General features: G+C 45.2%; 20 protein-coding genes and 2 riboswitches. All 20 genes read left to right on the plus strand.

The features are described from left to right. The first annotated feature begins 10 nt into the window (after positions 1-10). Complete coding sequence (locus D4T97_RS16470; protein WP_126051864.1) at positions 11-940, plus strand: ABC transporter permease; 930 nt, start codon at positions 11-13, stop codon at positions 938-940. Next, positions 940-1,872 carry an ABC transporter permease gene (locus D4T97_RS16475; protein WP_126051865.1) on the plus strand — a complete coding sequence of 311 codons (933 nt, stop codon included), beginning with the start codon at positions 940-942 and terminating at the stop codon, positions 1,870-1,872. Before D4T97_RS16470 ends, D4T97_RS16475 begins: the two co-directional genes overlap by 1 nt. Before the next feature lie 17 nt (positions 1,873-1,889). Next, entirely contained in the window at positions 1,890-2,885 is a 996-nt protein-coding gene (locus tag D4T97_RS16480) for an ABC transporter ATP-binding protein (RefSeq protein ID WP_126051866.1), read from the plus strand. A gap of 15 nt (positions 2,886-2,900) precedes the next feature. Further along, the gene (locus D4T97_RS16485; RefSeq protein ID WP_126051867.1) at positions 2,901-3,893 is read left to right on the plus strand and encodes an ABC transporter ATP-binding protein; all 993 of its coding nucleotides are present in this window, start codon (positions 2,901-2,903) and stop codon (positions 3,891-3,893) included. A gap of 238 nt (positions 3,894-4,131) precedes the next feature. After that, positions 4,132-5,283 carry an ATP phosphoribosyltransferase regulatory subunit gene (locus tag D4T97_RS16490; RefSeq protein WP_126051868.1) on the plus strand — a complete coding sequence of 384 codons (1,152 nt, stop codon included), beginning with the start codon at positions 4,132-4,134 and terminating at the stop codon, positions 5,281-5,283. Further along, complete coding sequence (gene hisG, locus D4T97_RS16495) at positions 5,261-5,872, plus strand: ATP phosphoribosyltransferase (protein ID WP_408021624.1); 612 nt, start codon at positions 5,261-5,263, stop codon at positions 5,870-5,872. The genes D4T97_RS16490 and hisG overlap by 23 nt, the downstream gene beginning before the upstream one ends. After that, positions 5,869-7,152, plus strand: coding sequence for a histidinol dehydrogenase (gene hisD, locus D4T97_RS16500; protein WP_126051869.1), 1,284 nt, complete (start codon positions 5,869-5,871; stop codon positions 7,150-7,152). Before hisG ends, hisD begins: the two co-directional genes overlap by 4 nt. Continuing rightward, a complete protein-coding gene (locus tag D4T97_RS16505) occupies positions 7,149-8,207 on the plus strand; it encodes a pyridoxal phosphate-dependent aminotransferase (protein ID WP_126051870.1) in 1,059 nt (352 codons plus the stop codon). The genes hisD and D4T97_RS16505 overlap by 4 nt, the downstream gene beginning before the upstream one ends. Next, the gene (gene hisB, locus D4T97_RS16510) at positions 8,207-8,794 is read left to right on the plus strand and encodes an imidazoleglycerol-phosphate dehydratase HisB (RefSeq protein ID WP_126051871.1); all 588 of its coding nucleotides are present in this window, start codon (positions 8,207-8,209) and stop codon (positions 8,792-8,794) included. The genes D4T97_RS16505 and hisB overlap by 1 nt, the downstream gene beginning before the upstream one ends. 213 nt (positions 8,795-9,007) lie before the next feature. Beyond that, positions 9,008-9,706, plus strand: coding sequence for a 1-(5-phosphoribosyl)-5-[(5-phosphoribosylamino)methylideneamino]imidazole-4-carboxamide isomerase (gene hisA, locus D4T97_RS16515; RefSeq protein WP_126051872.1), 699 nt, complete (start codon positions 9,008-9,010; stop codon positions 9,704-9,706). After that, positions 9,703-10,464: an imidazole glycerol phosphate synthase subunit HisF gene (hisF, locus tag D4T97_RS16520; RefSeq protein WP_126051873.1), complete on the plus strand. Its 762-nt coding sequence runs from the start codon at positions 9,703-9,705 to the stop codon at positions 10,462-10,464. Before hisA ends, hisF begins: the two co-directional genes overlap by 4 nt. Then, positions 10,454-11,104, plus strand: coding sequence for a bifunctional phosphoribosyl-AMP cyclohydrolase/phosphoribosyl-ATP diphosphatase HisIE (gene hisIE / locus D4T97_RS16525; protein WP_126051874.1), 651 nt, complete (start codon positions 10,454-10,456; stop codon positions 11,102-11,104). The genes hisF and hisIE overlap by 11 nt, the downstream gene beginning before the upstream one ends. A 91-nt stretch (positions 11,105-11,195) precedes the next feature. Then, a riboswitch (SAM riboswitch) is annotated at positions 11,196-11,305 on the plus strand. Between the two features lie 71 nt (positions 11,306-11,376). Further along, positions 11,377-11,493, plus strand: a riboswitch (SAM riboswitch). Positions 11,494-11,565: 72 nt separating this feature from the next. Next, positions 11,566-13,365 (plus strand): PLP-dependent aspartate aminotransferase family protein, encoded by a 1,800-nt coding sequence (locus D4T97_RS16530; RefSeq protein WP_126051875.1) that lies wholly within the window; start codon positions 11,566-11,568, stop codon positions 13,363-13,365. A 26-nt stretch (positions 13,366-13,391) separates the two neighbouring features. Continuing rightward, the gene (locus D4T97_RS16535) at positions 13,392-14,384 is read left to right on the plus strand and encodes an aliphatic sulfonate ABC transporter substrate-binding protein (protein ID WP_126051876.1); all 993 of its coding nucleotides are present in this window, start codon (positions 13,392-13,394) and stop codon (positions 14,382-14,384) included. Positions 14,385-14,406: 22 nt separating this feature from the next. Then, entirely contained in the window at positions 14,407-15,252 is an 846-nt protein-coding gene (locus D4T97_RS16540) for an ABC transporter permease (RefSeq protein ID WP_126051877.1), read from the plus strand. 16 nt (positions 15,253-15,268) lie between these two features. Further along, on the plus strand, positions 15,269-16,018 hold the full coding sequence (locus tag D4T97_RS16545) for an ABC transporter ATP-binding protein (RefSeq protein ID WP_126051878.1): 750 nt from the start codon (positions 15,269-15,271) through the stop codon (positions 16,016-16,018). Positions 16,019-16,032: 14 nt separating this feature from the next. Further along, complete coding sequence (acsA, locus tag D4T97_RS16550) at positions 16,033-17,712, plus strand: acetate--CoA ligase (RefSeq protein ID WP_126051879.1); 1,680 nt, start codon at positions 16,033-16,035, stop codon at positions 17,710-17,712. Positions 17,713-17,735: 23 nt separating this feature from the next. Further along, a complete protein-coding gene (locus D4T97_RS16555; protein WP_126051961.1) occupies positions 17,736-18,446 on the plus strand; it encodes a cysteine hydrolase in 711 nt (236 codons plus the stop codon). Between the two features lie 16 nt (positions 18,447-18,462). Further along, positions 18,463-18,945, plus strand: coding sequence for a GAF domain-containing protein (locus D4T97_RS16560; RefSeq protein ID WP_126051880.1), 483 nt, complete (start codon positions 18,463-18,465; stop codon positions 18,943-18,945). Positions 18,946-19,167: 222 nt separating this feature from the next. Then, entirely contained in the window at positions 19,168-19,416 is a 249-nt protein-coding gene (locus D4T97_RS16565) for a hypothetical protein (protein WP_126051881.1), read from the plus strand. The last annotated feature ends 1 nt before the right edge of the window (position 19,417 follow it).

Below are 19,417 nucleotides of genomic sequence, written 5' to 3' on the forward strand. Positions count from 1 at the left end.
GGTGTAAAGGATGTTCAAATATACATTAAACCGATTATTCTGGGCAATTATCACTGTGTGGGTCATTATTACACTCACCTTTATCATTATGAAAATTATTCCGGGGAATCCTTTCGCCAAGGAAGGTCCGATGCCCCCGGCTGTATATAATAACCTGCAGCATCATTATAATTTGGACAAGCCGGAAATTGTCCAATATGGGCTTTATTTAAAATCTGTTCTCCAATTCGATTTCGGTCCATCAATGAAATCAAAATCTATAACAGTCAATGACTATATTCAAAAAGGGTTTCCCATCTCTCTTCATTTAGGCCTTCAGGCCCTGGTAATAGCGATTGCATTTGGTTTGATCCTTGGGGTCATAGCAGCTTTGAACAGGAATCGGTGGCCTGACTATTCTTCGATGATACTCGCCATCGTCGGTCTGTCAATCCCGAACTTTGTCCTGGCAACGTTCCTTATCCATTATGTTGCTGTTGAATGGAAGCTTCTTCCTGTTGCCACGTGGAAGTCTTGGGCCCACACTATCCTGCCCTCCATCGCACTTGCCATGATGCCGATGGCTTATATTGCCCGGTTAATGAGGTCCAGCATGTTGGAAGTGATGAGTCAGGATTATATTTTAACAGCCAAGGCAAAAGGTTTATCGGGCAGTGTCATTATTATCAAACATGCAATAAGGAACGCTATTCTGCCTGTCGTGACAGTCCTTGGGATCCTGACAGCTAATCTGGTAACAGGAAGCTTCATCATCGAGCATATTTTCGGGATTCCAGGCATGGGGGAAATGTTTGTAAAAAGCATCTTTAGTCGTGATTATCCGGTTATACTAGGTTCCACGATTTTTTACAGCATCATACTCGTTTCACTGATCTTTATTGTAGATATCGCTTATACATGGATAGACCCAAGAATCAAGATCACAAGGGAGAGCAGCTAATGAGTAAGCAGGAATTGAAATTGACGGAAGACATGTTTTTGCCAGCGGAAGACAATTTTAAGGAAGCTGAAAAAATCGCAAGGCCTTCTATTTCCTACTGGTCGGATGTATGGCGCAGACTGTTGGAAAATAAGCTTGCGATGCTCGGATTGATTGTTATTATTCTATTGACAATCATGGCGATTATCGGGCCGCATTTGAACGGCTTCACGTACTATGAACAGGATTTTACAAAAAAGAATTTGCAGCCGAATGCTGAGCATTGGTTCGGAACGGACTCAGCAGGCAGGGATTTGTTCACCCGTAGTTGGTACGGTGCGAGGATATCACTGTTTATCGGAGTAATGGCTGCGCTGATCGACTTCCTGATCGGGGTTGCATACGGAGGGATTTCAGCAATTAAAGGCGGCCGCGTGGACAACGCCATGATGAGGATTGCTGAAATACTTTATGCCATCCCTTATTTATTGGTCGTTATTTTAGTCATGATTGTCATGCAAAGAGGCATCTGGCCGATCATCATCGCTTTATCAATCACAGGCTGGATTCAAATGGCCAGGCTTGTGAGGGGCCAGGTTTTACAGTTGAAGGAGCAAGAGTTTGTCCATGCATCCAATGCAATGGGGGCAAAAATGGGTTGGATTTTAAGAAAGCATATGATACCGAATACACTTGGACCTATCCTTGTAAATATAACCCTAACGGTTCCGACGGCAATTTTTGCAGAAGCGACCTTAAGCTTCCTTGGATTGGGCGTCCAGGCACCACAGGCCAGCTGGGGAACGCTTGTAAGTGATTCGCTTGGAAGCATTCATGTGGGACATTTTTATCAATTATTCATACCAGCTATTTTAATATCTTTGACAATGTTGGCCTTTAACGTATTTGGCGATGGGCTCAGGGATGCACTCGATCCCAAATTGCGAGATTGAGAGAGGTGGGGATCGATATGAAGAATGTACTCGAAGTAAAAGACTTGCATGTATCTTTTCACACTTATGCCGGAGAAGTAAAAGCTGTCCGCGGGGTTGATTTCAGCGTAGGGCAGGGGGAAACAGTGGCCATCGTCGGTGAATCAGGCTGTGGTAAAAGTGTCACAGCCAAATCAATCATGAGATTGCTCCCTTCGCCGCCGGTACAATATAAGCAGGGCACGATTGAATTTCAAGGGAAAAATATTTTCGACGTACCTGAAAAAGAAATGCAGCGTATCCGTGGAAATCAAATCAGTATGATATTCCAGGATCCGATGACTTCGCTGAATCCGACGAGCAAAATCGGAAGCCAAATTATGGAAGCCGTTTTAAAGCATAATGACATCAGCAAAAAGGCTGCTGCTGAAAAAGCGATTGATATGCTTAAACTAGTGGGTATACCACAGCCTGATAAGCGGGTTAACCAGTATCCTCATGAATTTTCCGGGGGAATGCGCCAGAGGGCTATGATTGCGATGGCGCTGGCATGTAATCCACGTCTGCTGATCGCTGACGAGCCGACAACAGCGCTTGATGTGACAATCCAGGCGCAAATCTTGGAACTGATGAAAAAGATTCAGAAAGAAACGGGAACATCCATTATTTTAATTACACATGATTTGGGCGTTGTGGCCGAAATGGCTGATCGGGTGGTTGTCATGTACGCTGGCCAGGTTGCCGAAACAGGTACAGTGAAAGATTTATTTGCTAATCCACAGCATCCTTATACGATGGGATTGTTGAATTCTATCCCGCGTCTGGATATGGATAAATCACAGCCTCTTTCTCCAATTATCGGGACGCCGCCTGATTTGATTGAACCGCCTAAAGGTTGTCCGTTTTTTGCGCGGTGCCAATACGCCATGCGCGTATGTAAAAACCACGACCCGGAGCTTGACGAAGTGAGGTCGAACCAATTTGCAGCTTGCTGGCTTCATCATCCAATGGCCCAAAAAAGAGCAAGTGTGTGACAAAGGAGGAAGCAGATGACGCCGGAACTGAAGGAAAAAAACTCTTTTGAACAGGGGAGCTCTTCTTCACCTTTGATTCAAGTGAAGGATTTGAAGAAATATTTTAATGTGGGAGATAAGAAACTGAAGGCGGTAGACGGACTGAACCTCGACATATATCCAGGGGAAACAGTTGGCCTTGTTGGAGAGAGCGGCTGTGGAAAATCAACTGCCGGTCGAACAATCATCAGGCTATATGAGCCGACGTCCGGAGAAGTTTTATATAATGGAAAAAATATTTATGACAATAAAGAGCGGGAGATGTCCAAGCTGCGCCGGGACATCCAGATGATTTTCCAGGACCCGTACGCATCATTGAATCCACGGATGACGGTAGAGGAAATAATCGGGGAGCCGTTTACCATTCATCACACGCTTGGCGGGAAAAAGAAAAAGGAGCGCATTAAAGAGCTGCTCCGGCTCGTCGGATTGAATGCCGACCATATTAGCCGCTTCCCGCACGAATTCAGCGGCGGCCAGCGCCAGCGGATTGGGATTGCTCGAGCTCTGGCCCTTGACCCGAAATTCATCGTGTGCGATGAGCCGATTTCCGCTCTGGATGTGTCCATCCAGGCCCAAGTGGTGAACCTGCTGAAAGAGCTGCAACGGAAAATGGGCTTGACCTATTTGTTCATCGCGCATGACCTGTCGATGGTCAAATATATATCAGACCGGATTCTCGTTATGTATCTTGGAAAAATGGTAGAGTTGACCGATAGCGAAGAGCTGTATGCCAATCCGTTGCATCCGTATACGAAGGCATTGCTGTCGTCGGTTCCTATACCTGATCCTGAGCTGAAACGTGAGCGGATCATCCTGAAGGGGGACGTGCCAAGTCCGATTGATCCGCCAAGCGGCTGCGTCTTCCGGACTCGTTGCCCGGCAGCCATGGACGTGTGCGCCGAGGTTGTACCGGAGTGGCAGGAAGTAAAGCCGGGACACTTTACCGCGTGTCATTTATATCAATAATGTAGGTTGGTGTTGGAGCGTGCCAGGCCCCTTGGGGGCTGCGGCGCGCTCCAACCTTCTTATAAAAGCTATCATGGCGAGCATGTTAATATGGAAAATATTTTTACCATGTCAGTCACGATTATTTTTCAATAAGAATTGACTAACAATAATTTTTTATGGTAAGGTAATACCAATTTCAGAAATCCTTTAGTTCGCTAGAGAATTAAAGAATAATAGATTCGGGATGTGACTTTTTATGTTTTTGCCAGCGGGAAGCAGAGATGAGATGGGACCGGCTGTAAGCAACCGTTTTTCCGTTATGGAGAAGTTCAGGAAAGTGGCTGTACTGCGAGGCTACGAACAAATATCGACTCCGGTCGTTGAATATGCATCTACTTTTACAAATGAACATGTGGATATGAAACTTCAAAATATGCTGAAATGGTTCAATTCTGAAGGCGAAATTGAGGTGCTCCGTCCGGATTGGACTACTTCTATCGCCAGGGCACTGTCTTCGCAGGAACACAAGCCGCAAAAATGGGCTTATCAGGGATCAGTTTTTAATACAGATCGGCCAGGGGTTGAGTATCATCAGGCTGGAATTGAGATTCTGCATATGCCGCCTTTAATGGGAGAGAGCGAGAGCCTGCTGATGGCTCATTCTTTTTTAAAAAGCCTTGGGATAACTGATTACGCGATTGAGCTTGGCCATACCGAGTTGTATGAAAGCCTTATTCAAGGGCTTGATTTGAAATCCGAGGATGCGGAACGTCTCCGCCAGGCAATGCATGATAAAAAACAGGATGAAGTCTATCAAATCGCACTTAACAATGGGGACAAGAAAACAGCGGAGGAGCTCGCAGCCCTTGTCGATGCATATGGCGGCATTGAGGTGATCACTGAATATGAAGAACGCTGGAAAGAAAGAAAAGATCTGCTGGATATGCTTGCCCATCTGAAAAAAGTCGCACAGACCCTGGTAGAATCAGGCGCCAACGATATTCTTGTCGATCTTGGCCGAGTAAAGAACCTCCCATATTATTCAGGAATGATGTACAGAGGCTTTTTAAAGAAAACAGGTGCTGTCTGCTTCTCTGGCGGACGTTATGACAAGCTTTATGACCGGTACGGCGGCCATGTTTCTGCTGCCGGGCTTGCGTTTGATGTAGACGTACTTGCAGAGCTTTACAAAGAAGAGTCACCGATGAAAAAAGTCTGCATCATTGCAAATCCGGAATCGCTCGTTTACGCGGAAAAATTGAGACAGACGTATGAAGGCTGCATTGTTGATGTCCAATCGGAAACAGCTGATTTGGATTATTATGATAAAATAGTGAAAATAAAACTTATTGACGGAAAATATGAGGTGTTTGAAAGTGAAACCGATGATCGCACTAACCAAAGGTAGGTTAGAAAAGCAGTTTCTAGCATTTTTACAATCAAAAGGTTACGATATCACGCCTTTAATTGATAAAGGAAGAAAGCTTCAGATCGAGACGGACGATTTCTTTGCGGTATTTGCTAAAGGAGTAGATGTCGCGACATATGTCGAACACGGGATTGCAGACCTTGGCATAGTTGGGGAAGACATCCTGCTTGAATTTGAACCGGACGTCTACGACCTGCTTCCGCTACCATTCGGAAAATGCCGTTTGGCGATAGCTGGAGAGCCGGGGGCACCTCGTCCGTTCGGCAAACAGCGGATTGCAACGAAGTTTCCAAATATCACGACAAAATATTTCAGAGAACGCGGGAAATCCGTCGACATTGTGAAATTGGAGGGGTCCGTTGAATTAGCCCCGCTTATGGGGCTGGCGGACAATATCGTGGATATCGTTGAAACAGGCAATACATTAAAAGAAAACGGACTTGTTATCAAAGAGGAAATGTTATCCATTTCCGCACGCTGCATTGCGAACCGGAATTCTTTAAAACTGAAAAAATCTGTACTGGCACCTCTGATCAATTCTTTCCGTATCAAGGAGGCTGCCATATGATTCCTTCATATACAACCAGCCAATTCAGAGAAGCATTCATCTCTACGAAAACGAAAAAACAGTCCTTCGACGATGAAGTTTTAAAGACAGTAAAAAATGTGCTGGAAGATATCCGAGCTCGCGGAGATGAGGCACTCAAGGAATATACGGAAAAGTTCGACGGCTACAGCGGTGACAGCTGGGAAGTGACAAAGGAAGAAAGAGAAGCGGCCTGGAAGGAAGTCTCCTCAGACGTCATCGAATCGCTTGAGAGGGCGGCAGCAAATATTAGAAGCTTCCACTCCAAACAGCTTCAGCAGTCGCGGATGATGGAAATGACCGAAGACATCATTTCCGGACAGCTCTTCCGTCCAATTGAGCGCGCAGGCATCTACGTTCCTGGGGGAAAGGCGTGCTATCCTTCCACTGTATTGATGAACGCCATTCCTGCAAGCTTGGCCGGCGTGAAAGAAATTATTATGGTTACACCGGTGAGGGGCGGTCAGAGTATTCCTCCTGTTTTATCTGTAGCTGCAGATATCGCTGGAGTCACAACTATTTATAAAATAGGCGGCAGCCAAGCGATTGCTGCACTTGCATATGGAACAAACAGTATTCCTTCCGTCGACAAAATTGTCGGTCCGGGTAACGCTTATGTGGCTGCTGCCAAATCGCTTGTTTTTGGCGAGGTAGGAATTGATATGATTGCTGGTCCGTCCGAGGTGGCCATCATTGCAGACGAATCGGCTAACCCGGTTTTTGTGGCGGCAGACCTGATTGCACAGGCTGAGCATGACGAAAAAGCACGTTCATTTCTTTTTGCAACATCAAAAAAGCTCATAGATGAAACTATGGAAGAAGTGAAGACACAATGTGAACAGCTTCCACGAAAATCCATTGCTGAAGTTTCACTTATAAATGAGGGAGCTGCTGTTTTAGTGGACTCAATCGACGAGGCGTTTGAACTGTCCAACGCCCTTGCTCCTGAGCATTTGGAAATTCAAGTGGAAAATGCTCTGCAGCATTTGAGCAAAGTGAAAAATGCCGGATCCGTATTTATCGGCCACTACACGCCGGAAGCGGTCGGTGATTATTTTGCAGGACCGAACCATGTTTTACCCACAGTGGGGACTGCCCGTTTTTCATCAGGCCTATCTGTTGATGATTTTATTAAAAAAACGACATATGTTTATTACTCTGAAAAGGCATTGCGCAATGCTGCACCGTATGTAGAAACCTTGGCAACAAAGGAAGAATTGGACGGCCATGCGTATGCTGTGAAAGTGAGGCTGGAACAGTGAGAAAAACCCTTCAAGGAATGTCACCGTATAAAGTGACTTCCGAACAGGCTGATGTCATCAGGCTTGACAGCAACGAAGCTTATACTAGCCTGCTATCCTATGTAGATTTTTCCGAACTGGAAACAACGCTGTTGAACCGCTATCCTGCTGAAAGTACGGAAAGCTTGATCGAGGCTTACAGCAAGTTTTCAGGCTTTCCTGCTGAAAATATTTTGGCGGGCAACGGATCTGATGAATGTATTACGCTCATTTCCCAATATGCTCTTGATCCTGGAGATCAGGTCATCGTGTTCGAACCTGATTTTTCGATGTATGAAAAAAATGCCCGCGTTATGGGTGCTGAAGTGACAACGATCAAGTTGAACGAAGATTTCTCTCTTCCGCTTCAAAAGATCAAAGATGAAATCGAGCGTTTGGCGCCAAAATTATTATTCTTATCTAACCCGAATAATCCCACTGGCAGACTGTACGAAAATGAGGAAATCGAAGAATTGATTGCCTCAATGAAACAGGCGGGCGGAATACTCATATTGGATGAAGCGTATATGGATTTTTCCGGCGAATCAGCGTTCGCTAAAAAAGTGCTCGATTATGAGAATCTTATCATTCTCAGAACAGCTTCAAAAGCTCTTGGTATGGCGGCGCTCCGCCTTGGGTTCGTCATATCGAATGACAGGATCGTTGAAGGAATAAGTGCGGTTAAGCCCCCTTATAACGTAAATACGGTTTCTGCGCAGATTGGAACGCAGCTTTTGAAAAAGCCGGAGCTGTTGGATCAATTTTTAATCATGCAGCTTGCACAAATTGCGGAGCTTGAAGAAATCATGAGTGAATTTTCCAGTAAAGTAGAGGGATCTGTTTTATACCCAAGCAGCGCGAACTTCTTTTTAATGAGAATGGAAGGTGCCAAGGATTTGGCAGACTACTTATACGAAAGAAAAATAAAAATCCGCACGTTTGACAATGGTTCTCTACAGGCTGTCCGGGTTTCAGCGGGGACAGAGGAAGAACATGAAAAGCTGAAAGTGGCACTGATGAATTGGAGTGACAAGTAATGCGCCAAGCGTCAAGTAAAAGAGAGACAAGTGAAACGAAAATAGATCTTTCCGTCCTGCTGGATGAACCGTCAGAGGTGAATATCCAGACGGGAGTCGGTTTTTTTGATCATATGCTGACCGCTTTTGCGCGGCACGGCAGATTCGGACTTAAGGTGAATGTGGAAGGCGACCTGCATATCGACAGCCACCACACAGTGGAGGATACGGGGATTGTTCTAGGGAAGGCGATTAGGGAAGCTCTTGGCGACAAGCAGGGAATCGTACGTTTTGGTACTTCCTACGTGCCGATGGATGATGCCCTTGGATTCGTGTCACTTGATATTAGCGGCCGTCCGTTCTTGCACTTTGAAGGCGAATTTAAATTGCAGTCTTTGGGCAATTTCGATACGGAACTTGTGCGCGAATTTTTCCAGGCCTTTGCTTTTAACGCGGGAATCACGCTTCATGCCCGGGTTTTATATGGAGAAAATACCCATCATAAAATCGAGGCACTTTTCAAAGCCCTTGGACGTGCGTTGAGGGAAGCGGTCAATATCGATCCCGAAATACAAGGGGTTCTTTCAACGAAAGGTTTATTGGAATAAGAAAAGCGCAAGGCGCCCGTCTATCGGCGACAAGCACAAGGCGAATTGCGAGGAGGCAGTTTTTCAGCCACCACAGCAATTTGACTTGTGACCTCGAGCCGATGGCGCCTGGAGCTGGACAAAACGCATACTCTATTCGGAGAGAAGCTTAGCGTAATTTTATCTTTCTTATCATGTAGAAAAATATAAGCAAAACGTTTGCAGGAGGAACAAATGAAGATTTTACCGGCTATGGACTTAATTGATGGCAAATGCGTCAGGCTTTATCAGGGGGATTTCAATCAAACGACACAGGTAGGCAGCGATCCTGAATCACAGCTGCAGACGTTTATCGAAGATGGGGCGGAAATCGTCCATATCGTGGACTTGGACGGAGCACGTTCAGGGAAGCCAGAGCAGCTCGAACTTATTTCCAGGCTCTGTGCCATGTCGACTGTGCCGATCCAGGTTGGCGGAGGAATACGTAGTCTGGATACCGTAAGAGCGTATGCGGAAGCAGGGGTGGACCGCATCGTCATCGGTACAGCAGCGGTCGAGGATGAAAACTTTTTAAAAGAAGCGTTGAAAAATTATAAGAAGAATATTGTGATCGGAATCGACGCACGTAATGAAAAAGTGGCGGTTTCCGGATGGGAAACCGAGACGGAAGTCGATTATATCGAGTTTGCCAAAAAGATGGAGGAGCTCGGTGTCGAAACGATCGTATTCACAGATATCTCAAAAGACGGGACGATGCAGGGACCGAATCTGGAACAGTTGAAAAAGATCAGTGATGCAGTCGGTTGTAAAATTGTCGCTTCAGGAGGAATCAGGAACCAGGCCGATCTCGATGCCGTAGCGGCACTTGGCATTGGGGAAGCTATCGTCGGAAAGGCTATGTACGAGGGCACGGTAAAATTAAGGAGGTCATGATTGTGAAAAAAATTATTCCTTGTTTAGACGTAAAAGATGGACAAGTGGTGAAAGGAATTAATTTTGAAGGGCTTCGTCAGATGGGCGACCCGGTGGAAATGGCCTCGAATTACTCGGATAATGGTGCCGATGAATTGGTGCTTTTGGATATTTCGGCTACAACTGAAGGCAGGGATACGATGGTCGATGTAGTTAAACGTGTCTCTGAAAAAATTTCAATTCCATTTGCAGTCGGCGGCGGAATCAAAACATTGGATGATATTTCCCGTGTCCTTGATGCAGGGGCAGATAAAGTCGGAATCAACTCGGCTGCGGTCGACCGTCCAGAGCTGATCAAAGAAGCGGCGCAAAAGTTCGGCTCTGAAAAAATCGTAGCTGCAGTGGATGCCAAGCAATTCCCGGACGGTTCATGGCATGTCATGACTCATGGCGGGATGAAGGATGCAGAGCTAGATGCTGTGCAATGGTCCAAAATGCTTGAAGAGCTTGGAGCGGGTGAAATTTTGTTGACAAGCGTTGACCGTGACGGAATGAAAGACGGCTATGATCTTGAACTGACGAAAGCGATCGTGGACGCGGTTGACATTCCGGTTACGGCATCTGGCGGCTGCGGCAATGCAGATCATATTGTTGAAGTGTTTGAAAAGACGGACTGCGCTTCCGCTTTGGCAGCATCCATATTTCACGAGAATACCGTCAGCATTCCTGAAGTGAAGAAGCTGTGCCGAGGGCAGGGAGTGAACGTCAGTGACTCCTGATTTTTCCAAAGGGCTGCTTCCCGCCATTGTCGTCGATGATAAAAGTGGAGAAGTGCTTATGCTTGCTTACATGGACGAAACAGCTTTTAATAAGACGCTTGAAACAAAGGAGACCTGGTTTTATTCCAGATCCCGAAAAGAATATTGGAATAAGGGCGCTACATCGGGAAACAAGCAGCGGGTCAAATCCATCCAGTCGGATTGTGATGGCGATACCTTGCTTGTCAGGGTTGATCCACTGGGCCCTGCGTGCCATACAGGTGAAATATCCTGCTTCTTTGACACGATTGAAGGCGAGCATGAGGAACTGCCTTTGTCATCCGTTATTTCATCCCTTGATGACGAGATAAAAGATAGAAAAGCCGATCCCGTCGAGGGCTCCTATACAGCTTATTTATTTGACAAAGGAACAGATAAAATTGCCAAGAAGTTGATCGAGGAAGCCGGCGAGGTCATCATTGCTGCAAAAAATAACGACAAGGAAGAACTCATCAATGAATTTGGCGACCTTTTTTACCATTGCCTTGTCCTGATGGCGGATCAGAATGTGCCGCTAGAAGATGTTCTAGCGGAGCTGCGGAACCGTTCATCCAAAAAGGGGAACCTGAAAAAAGAGCGGCCGGATATTGAAAAATGGTAAATTAGTAAAAAAAAATAATCTTGACAGGATTAAATTACCGTGCTAGACTTCAAATTAGTGATCGTAACCGAACAAAAATAATTAAATACATTTCTTATCAAGAGTGGTGGAAGGATCTGGCCTGATGACACCCGGCAACCTTAAGTTTGATACTTAAACGGTGCTAAATCCAGCTGAGCGCAATGCTTGGGAAGATAAGAGGATATATACGATAAAACCTCTCATCTTCCATGAGAGGTTTTTAATTTCACAAAAAAAATTAAATAAGGATGTTCTTATCAAGAGCGGCGGAGGGACTGGCCCTATGATGCCCGGCAACCATCAAGTAAGTTTTTACTGGCTTGAAAAGGTGCTAATTCCTGCAGGAGGAAACTCCTGGAAGATAAGAAGAGAATTACTTTATTAAGCTCTCTTCTTATGAAGAGGGCTTTTTTATTTTACGAATACAGGGGGAATTTGAGATGACAACTAAAACAAAAAACACAACGTATGATCTTGAAACATTAGCATTGCATGGAGGGCAGGCACCAGATCCGACCACGGGATCAAGAGCCGTTCCAATCTATCAAACAACTTCTTTTGTTTTCCATGATACAGAGCACGCTGAGAGGTTATTCGCTCTGGATGAGCCGGGAAACATCTATTCCCGCATTGGTAATCCGACAGTGGATGTATTCGAAAAAAGACTGGCATTGCTTGAAGAAGGCGTTGCGGCAGTGGCCACTTCATCCGGAATGTCAGCCATTACGTTATCCATCCTGAGCTTGGCAAGTGCCGGAGATGAAATTGTAGCGGCAACCAACCTTTATGGAGGTACATATAACCTTTTTGCTGTCACACTTCCGCGTTATGGCATCAACGTTAAATTCGTCGATCCAACCGACCCTGAAAACTTCAAAGCGGCCATCACTGATAAAACAAAGGCCGTTTACGGTGAAATAATTGGAAACCCGGGCTTGCAAGTGCTGGATGTTGAAGCAGTGGCAGAAGTTGCTCATGAAGCAGGAGTACCGCTGATTATCGATAATACATTTGCAACTCCGCATGTGTGTAAACCGCTTCAGCTTGGGGCTGACATCGTTGTCCACTCGGCAACAAAATGGATAGGCGGGCACGGTACTTCTATCGGAGGCGTCATTATTGACGGCGGTCGCTTCAATTGGAATACAGAAAAATTCCCTGAATTCACTGAGCCAGATCCAAGTTATAACGGGATTCGTTATGCAGTTGATTTCGGAACATTAGCGTTTATAACAAAAGTAAGAGTTCAGTTACTTCGCGACTTTGGTGCAGCATTAAGCCCGCAAAATGCCTTCCAGCTTATTCAGGGGCTTGAAACATTGCATTTACGTGTAGAGCGTCATAACGAAAATGCCGCCAAGCTAGCGGAATACCTGGAAAATCACCCGGCGGTCGAATGGGTATCTTATCCTGGACTTGAAAGCCATCCATCCCATGAATTGGCGAAAAGAATTCTTAATAACGGTTTTGGATCCATCATTGTCTTTGGTATCAAAGGTGGAAAAGAAGCTGGTAAAGACTTGATCAACAATGTTTCATTGTGGTCACATGTGGCCAATGTAGGTGATGCGAAATCGCTCATTATCCACCCTGCTTCCACTACGCACCAGCAGCTGACGAAAGAACAACTGGAAGAAACAGGTGTGACTGAAACGCTTGTCCGCTTGTCGGTTGGAATTGAATCTCTGCGCGATATTCAAAACGACCTTAATCAGGCTTTGGTAAAAGCGACTGGTATTGGTGCCGGGGAAGAGCAGCCTGTTGTGATCAATGATGAGGGTGTCATCCGCTGGGCATTAAACTCCGCAACTGAGAGAGTATTGGAAAATGGCCAGGAAATTACCCGCCAAAAAACATTGGCAATTGTTGGTTTAAGCGGTAAGGAGGCAAGGCCGAGCTACCGTTTGGCTCGCAAAATGCAAAGGCTTGGCTATAAAATTGTTCCTGTAAATCCAAGGGAAACAGAAATATTGGGTGAAAAAGCTTATCCGGATTTAAAAAGCATTCCATTCCCGATCGATGTTGTTCAAGTATTCAGAAGCCCTGAAGCGGCGATTGGCGTTGCAAAAGAGGCAGTGGAAGTGAATCCGAAGGTTTTCTGGCTCCAAGAAGGAGTCATATCTCCTGAAGCTGCAGAAATAGCGCAAGATGCCGGTATCCCGGTTATCCATAATAGATGTACGTATAAAGAAGCACAGAGATTACGCGGAACAATCTCAACATATGCATGTGAGATTTAAAGGGAAAAGAGAAGGAGAATACAACAATGAAAAAACTGACATCAATTTTAGCGATCGGCATTATCGGCCTTGCTTTATTAATAACATCCGGCTGCTCCTCCAGTGCCAAATCTGAAGGACAGCCAGAAAAAATCAGACTGGACTACGCATATTACTCACCTACAAGCCTTGTACTGAAAAAATTCGGCTTCTTGGAAGAAGAGTTTAAGGATGATGGGATCAAAATCGAATGGACATTAAGCCAGGGCAGCAACAAAGCCCTGGAATTCCTGAACAGCAACAGTGTTGATTTCGGGTCAGCCGCTGGAGCTGCAACGTTGATTTCAAAGGCCAACGGAGCGCCGATTAAAAATGTCTACATCGCCAACAAGCCGGAATGGACAGCGCTTGTAACAACAGCGGATTCCAAAATTAAATCTGTAAAAGATTTAAAAGGGAAAAAAGTCGCAGCAACACTCGGAACAGATCCTTATATTTTCTTGCTTCGGGCTTTAGATAAAGAAGGTGTGTCCGTCGATGATGTGGAGATTGTCAACCTGCAGCATAGTGACGGAGCGACTTCACTGACAAATGGATCAGTGGATGCATGGGCTGGTCTTGATCCTCATATGGCTCGCCTGGAAATTGAAACAGGAGCCGAATTGTTTTACCGCAATCCTGATTTTAATACGTACGGATTTTTAAACGTACGACAAGATTTTGCTGAAAAGCATCCTGAATATGTAGAGCGTGTGATCAAAGCCTACGAGAAGGCAAGACAATGGGTGCTTGATAACCCGGAAGAAGCTGTAAAACTGTTGGCGGAAGAAGCAAGCATCCCGGAAGACGTGGCACGCATCCAGCTCGAACGTAATGATTTTTCGGAGCCTGTACCAGGGGATGTTCAAAAAGAAGCGCTTGTAGCAGCGGGTAAAATATTACAAGAGAGTGATGTTATCGATTCAGGAGCCGATCTTGAAGAGTTGACTTCAAATCTAATTGATCCGTCATTTGCAAAAGAAGCAATTGAAGGCAAATAAACTCGGGTAGGAGCGAAGTGAAATGGCAAAGCATGAAGGTGAATTAGCGTCCGTACTTGTTGCAGAAAGAACGTTGGAAGAGAAAAAAGTCCGGACAAAAAAGAGAAATTTTCAGCCGTTCATACTTGGAAGTTTACTGCCAATCTTTCTTGTGTTGTCGTGGGAAGTGTTAAGCCGCCTGGGAGTTTTTCCCGCGTATCAGCTGCCGGCCCCTTCGACGATATTGGCAACAATTCAAAAGATGGGGCAGGACGGTTCCTTATGGGGGCATGTCGGCATCACAACCTATCGCGTTTTCTTGGGATTTGTATTAGGAACGGCTGTAGCGGTGGTTTTAGGTTCATTTGTCGGTTTTTACAAAAAGGCTGAATATCTTTTTGACCCGATGATTCAGGCTTTCCGCTCGATCCCATCATTGGCGTGGGTGCCATTGTTCATCCTGTGGATGGGAATTGGTGAACCTTCCAAAGTGACGATGATCGCAGTCGGTGTCTTTTTCCCGGTTTACCTGAATATCGTCAGCGGAATTGCGGGGGTCGACAGAAAATTGATCGAAGTTGGAAAAATGTACGGATTAAGCACGTTCCAGCTTGTCACCAGAGTGATTTTGCCGGCTTCACTCCCTTCCTTTCTTGTTGGACTGCGAAGCGGTTTGGGCTTAGGCTGGATGTTCGTTGTCGCTGCGGAATTGATGGGAGCCAGTCAAGGTTTGGGTTATTTGCTTGTCCTAGGACAAAACACACTTTCCCCGGAGACGATCATTGCAAGTATCATCTTGTTTGCCGTCATTGGAAAGTTGACTGACTGGATTCTCAAAGTAATTGAAACACGTACATTGCATTGGCAAGACCGGCTTGTGAAGTCGTAATTCGGAGGGGAAAAAGATGGGCTTGGAATTGAAAAATGTCAGTCGGACATTCGCCGGGAAAACAGCGGTCCGGAATATCACTCTATCTGCAAAACCAGGTGAAATTATCGGAATACTTGGTACGAGCGGCTGCGGAAAGAGCACGTTATTACGGGCTATTTCCGGGCTGGATAATGAGTATGATGGAGAAATAAAGATTAACGGCCAAACGTCAAAAGAAGTGCATGATGCAACGGGCTTTATTTTTCAAGAGCCGCGGCTGTTTCCCTGGATAACCGTGCTGGAAAATGTCATTTTCGGATTGAAAGGCAAAAAGGAAGATAAGATCAGCCTTGGAAAACGATACTTGGAAAGCGTCGGCTTGGGAGGCTGCGAAGATCTTTATCCAAGGCAATTATCGGGCGGGATGGCGCAGCGTGTTGCAATCGCCCGCGCCCTTGTCACATCACCGGAAATTCTGTTATTGGATGAGCCATTCAGTGCATTGGATGCTTTTACAAAAATGCAGCTACAAGACTTGCTGCTTGATATTTGGAAAGAGCATAAGACGACAATCGTACTGGTCACTCATGACATTGATGAAGCAACGTATTTATGCGATCGGATAGTAATTCTACGAGGACAGCCGGGGGAAATTGCCAAGGAACTGACGGTTACTGAAAGCCGGCCTAGGTCGAGGGGAAGCAATGTATTGGCGGAACTAAAAACAGAGATTTTGGAAAGCCTTGATTTGAATAAAGCGGGCAAAGCCCTGATTTCATCGTAATGGAGGTATAGATGATGGCAGTATTAGAAAAAGAGATAATCGCATCGATTCCAGGGACATACAATCTGGAAAACTATGATGAACTACGACATACATTTTCATGGGATGACGCTGCAAAGGAACTAAGTTTTGCGAAGACCGGAAAGCTCAATGCTGCCTATGAAACGATCGACCGGCATGTTGACGAAGGATATGGCAATAAGATTGCCCTTCATTACGTGAACGGCGATGAAAGACGCTTGCTCACATATCAAGCGGTAAAGGATAAAACAGATCATTACGCCAGAGTGTTAAAAAGTCACGGGGTTAAAAAGGGAGACAGGGTGTTTGTATTTCTTCCGAAAACTCCCGAATGTTACATTTCCATTTTGGCCATTATCAAGATCGGTGCCATTGCGGGACCTTTGTTTGAAGCTTTTATGGAAGAAGCGGTCAAAGATCGGATCAATGACTGCAAGGGAACTGTACTGATTACAGACAACGAGATGGTCAAACGGGTTCCGCAAAAAGAAATCCCTTCACTTCACACGATTTTGGATGTCGAAGACATTGAAAATACAATTATTGATAGCAAAAAAGATTGTGACTTGGTCGAGTGGGTGGATCCGGAGGACGGAATGCTCATTCATTATACGAGCGGGTCGACAGGAAAACCTAAAGGTGTTTTGCATGCACATCGTGTCGTGAGCCACCATTATGTATCGGGCAAATGGGTGCTAGATGTGAAAGATGATGATGTTTATTGGTGCACGTCTCATCCTGGTTGGGTAACAGGGAGTGTGTACGGTTTGTTTGCACCGTGGCTGAATCGGGCGACAATTGTCATTCAAGGAGGCCGGTTCAAAGCCGAAAACTGGTACCAGCTGATCCATGAATTGAAGGTAACGATTTGGTACAGCGCACCGACTGCTTTCCGGATGCTGCTTTCACAAGGCGAGGTTATAAAAAACTATGATCTATCTTCATTGCGCCATGTGCTAAGTGTCGGCGAACCTTTAAACCCTGAAGTGATCTACTGGGCATGGGAGCAGTTGGGCGTCCGCATCCATGACACATGGTGGATGACCGAAACCGGAGGACACTTGATCGTCAATTTACCGGCTGAAACGATTAAACCAGGCTCGATGGGACGTCCATTCCCTGGCATCACTGTCGGCATTTTGGATGAAAATGGACGGGAGCTGCCGCGGGGCTCTGTGGGGCAACTGGCGATTCGCACGCCGTGGCCTGGATTGATGAAGGAGATTTGGGGAAGCAAAGATAGATTTGATGCTTATTTTAAATATGAAGGCTGGTACGTTTCCGGCGACCTGGCTTATCAGGATGAAGATGGCTATGTGTTTTTCCAAAGCCGCGATGATGACATGATCAACTCTGCTGGAGAACGGATTGGACCTTTTGAGGTGGAAAGCAAATTAATCGAGCATCCTGCGGTGGCAGAAGCAGGCGTAATCGGAAAGCCGGACCCTATTCGCGGTGAATTGGTGAAAGCATTCATCACGCTCAGACCAGGATTTACTGAATCAAAAGAGCTGCTCGAAGAAATCCGTGTATTTGTGAGAAACAACTTGGCTGCACATGCGGCACCAAGAGAAATCGAAGTGTTGGATGAATTGCCGAAAACAGTAATCAGCGGAAAAATTTTACGCAGGCAATTGAAAGAATTGGAGATTAATAGAACAAAGTCTAATTGATTCATGAATTGGAGGAGATTGGATTGACAGTTTCGACATTAACTCAAAGTGAAATCGGTGGAATTCACGCGATTCCGGAACTTGCGCCCCAATGGAAGAAGTTGAACTTCGCGGAAATATTAAAAAGAAATGCAGCTTTTGTTTCTATCAGCCAGAATAAATGTCTATATGAGAGTGACGGAGCCTTGGGTCACGAAAATCACCGTGAGCGGGGGAGCTTGCCGGCAACAATCAAGACGTTAAAAGCTGCAAGGAAGGCAAGTAACTTTGTTTCGTTCAATTGGATTGGATATAATATTTATCGTGAAAATGACCCGAAAAATATTTTCGATAAGGTCCAATATGAATCATGGACTGAAGGCTTGGATGTAACCGAAGAGAAGATTAAATGGGACAATGAGTTGGTGGATGAATTGCAGGAACTGGTCGAGCCGGATGACCTCCAATTCCATGAATGTGCACTGCAAACAGCTTTTATCGGTACGCCTTTTCCTTTGGAATTAGCCAGAAAAAGAGTGGAAGTCATCGTATTTACAGGTGTCCATCTTGATTGGTGCATAGAAGGAAATGTCCGTCTGGCCCGTGACAATGGTTATTTGCCGATTGTCATCGGGGATGCAACAGGTTGTGAAAAGCCTGAACAGGAAGCAGCTGCTATGGAGAGGATCAACAATATTTTTGCACCTGTCATCTCTTCTGATGACTTTGTGAAATATCTAGAACAACCTATTTGAGAGGAGGCAATTTAGAATGTTTGAGGTGAAAACATACTCCGGAAATAAACAGGAAGACTATCAATTGCTGCTCAAGCAATTAAAGGCCCTTTTGGACGGTGAAACGGACGAAACAGCTTTACTGGCCAATGCTTCTGCATTGTTGAATCAGTTCTTGGATAAAGTGAATTGGGTCGGCTTTTATGTCTGGAAAAATGATGAGCTTGTCCTAGGCCCGTTTCAGGGATTGCCGGCCTGCACACGTATTGCTTATGGGAAAGGCGTGTGTGGTACGGCTGTGAAAGAAAGGAAAACACAGCGCGTAGCTGATGTTCACCAGTTTCCGGGCCATATTGCTTGTGATGCGGCAAGCAATTCGGAAATTGTGGTTCCTATTATTGTAAATGACGACATTTACGGAGTGTTAGATATCGATAGCCCAATCAAAGATCGTTTTGATGAAACAGATCAGAAATATATTGAAGAATTCGTAACGATCATTGAGGAGCAATTAAAATAAAATTATTAAACTAAGAGCTGACTAGACCACTAGAGGCACTTTGTTCCTTTACATTCACGGAGCGAAGTGTCTTTTTTTATTAAATTACTTTGTGAAAAGTGAGACAACTAACAATGGGTCTAAGAACACTATTTTCACGAAACCACAATATAACTTTTTTTCTTCGGAATTGAGGTGAATACGGTGAAAGGCGGAGCGTTTCCGAATAAGGAAATATTCAGTTTGCCAGATTTATACTTTTATAAGTGGTGTGATCTGAAGTATGGGATTAATCGCGGTATCTACAATACAATCGATGCGCTCCTGTACGAAAAAGGATATACAGATGTGTATGAACGAAGGTTTATTTTGACCCGATTTCTAGCACATTCATTAAAGCAGGATCTATATGATGAAAAGGCAAATGCGATAAAGTTTGGAAGGGGAAACTTAACGATAAAAGTAACTGAGTTTGTGGACAGCCACGCCTAAT

The organism is Siminovitchia acidinfaciens, assembly GCF_003605385.1.
In the GTDB taxonomy this organism is placed as follows: Bacteria; Bacillota; Bacilli; order Bacillales; family Bacillaceae_C; genus Siminovitchia; species Siminovitchia acidinfaciens.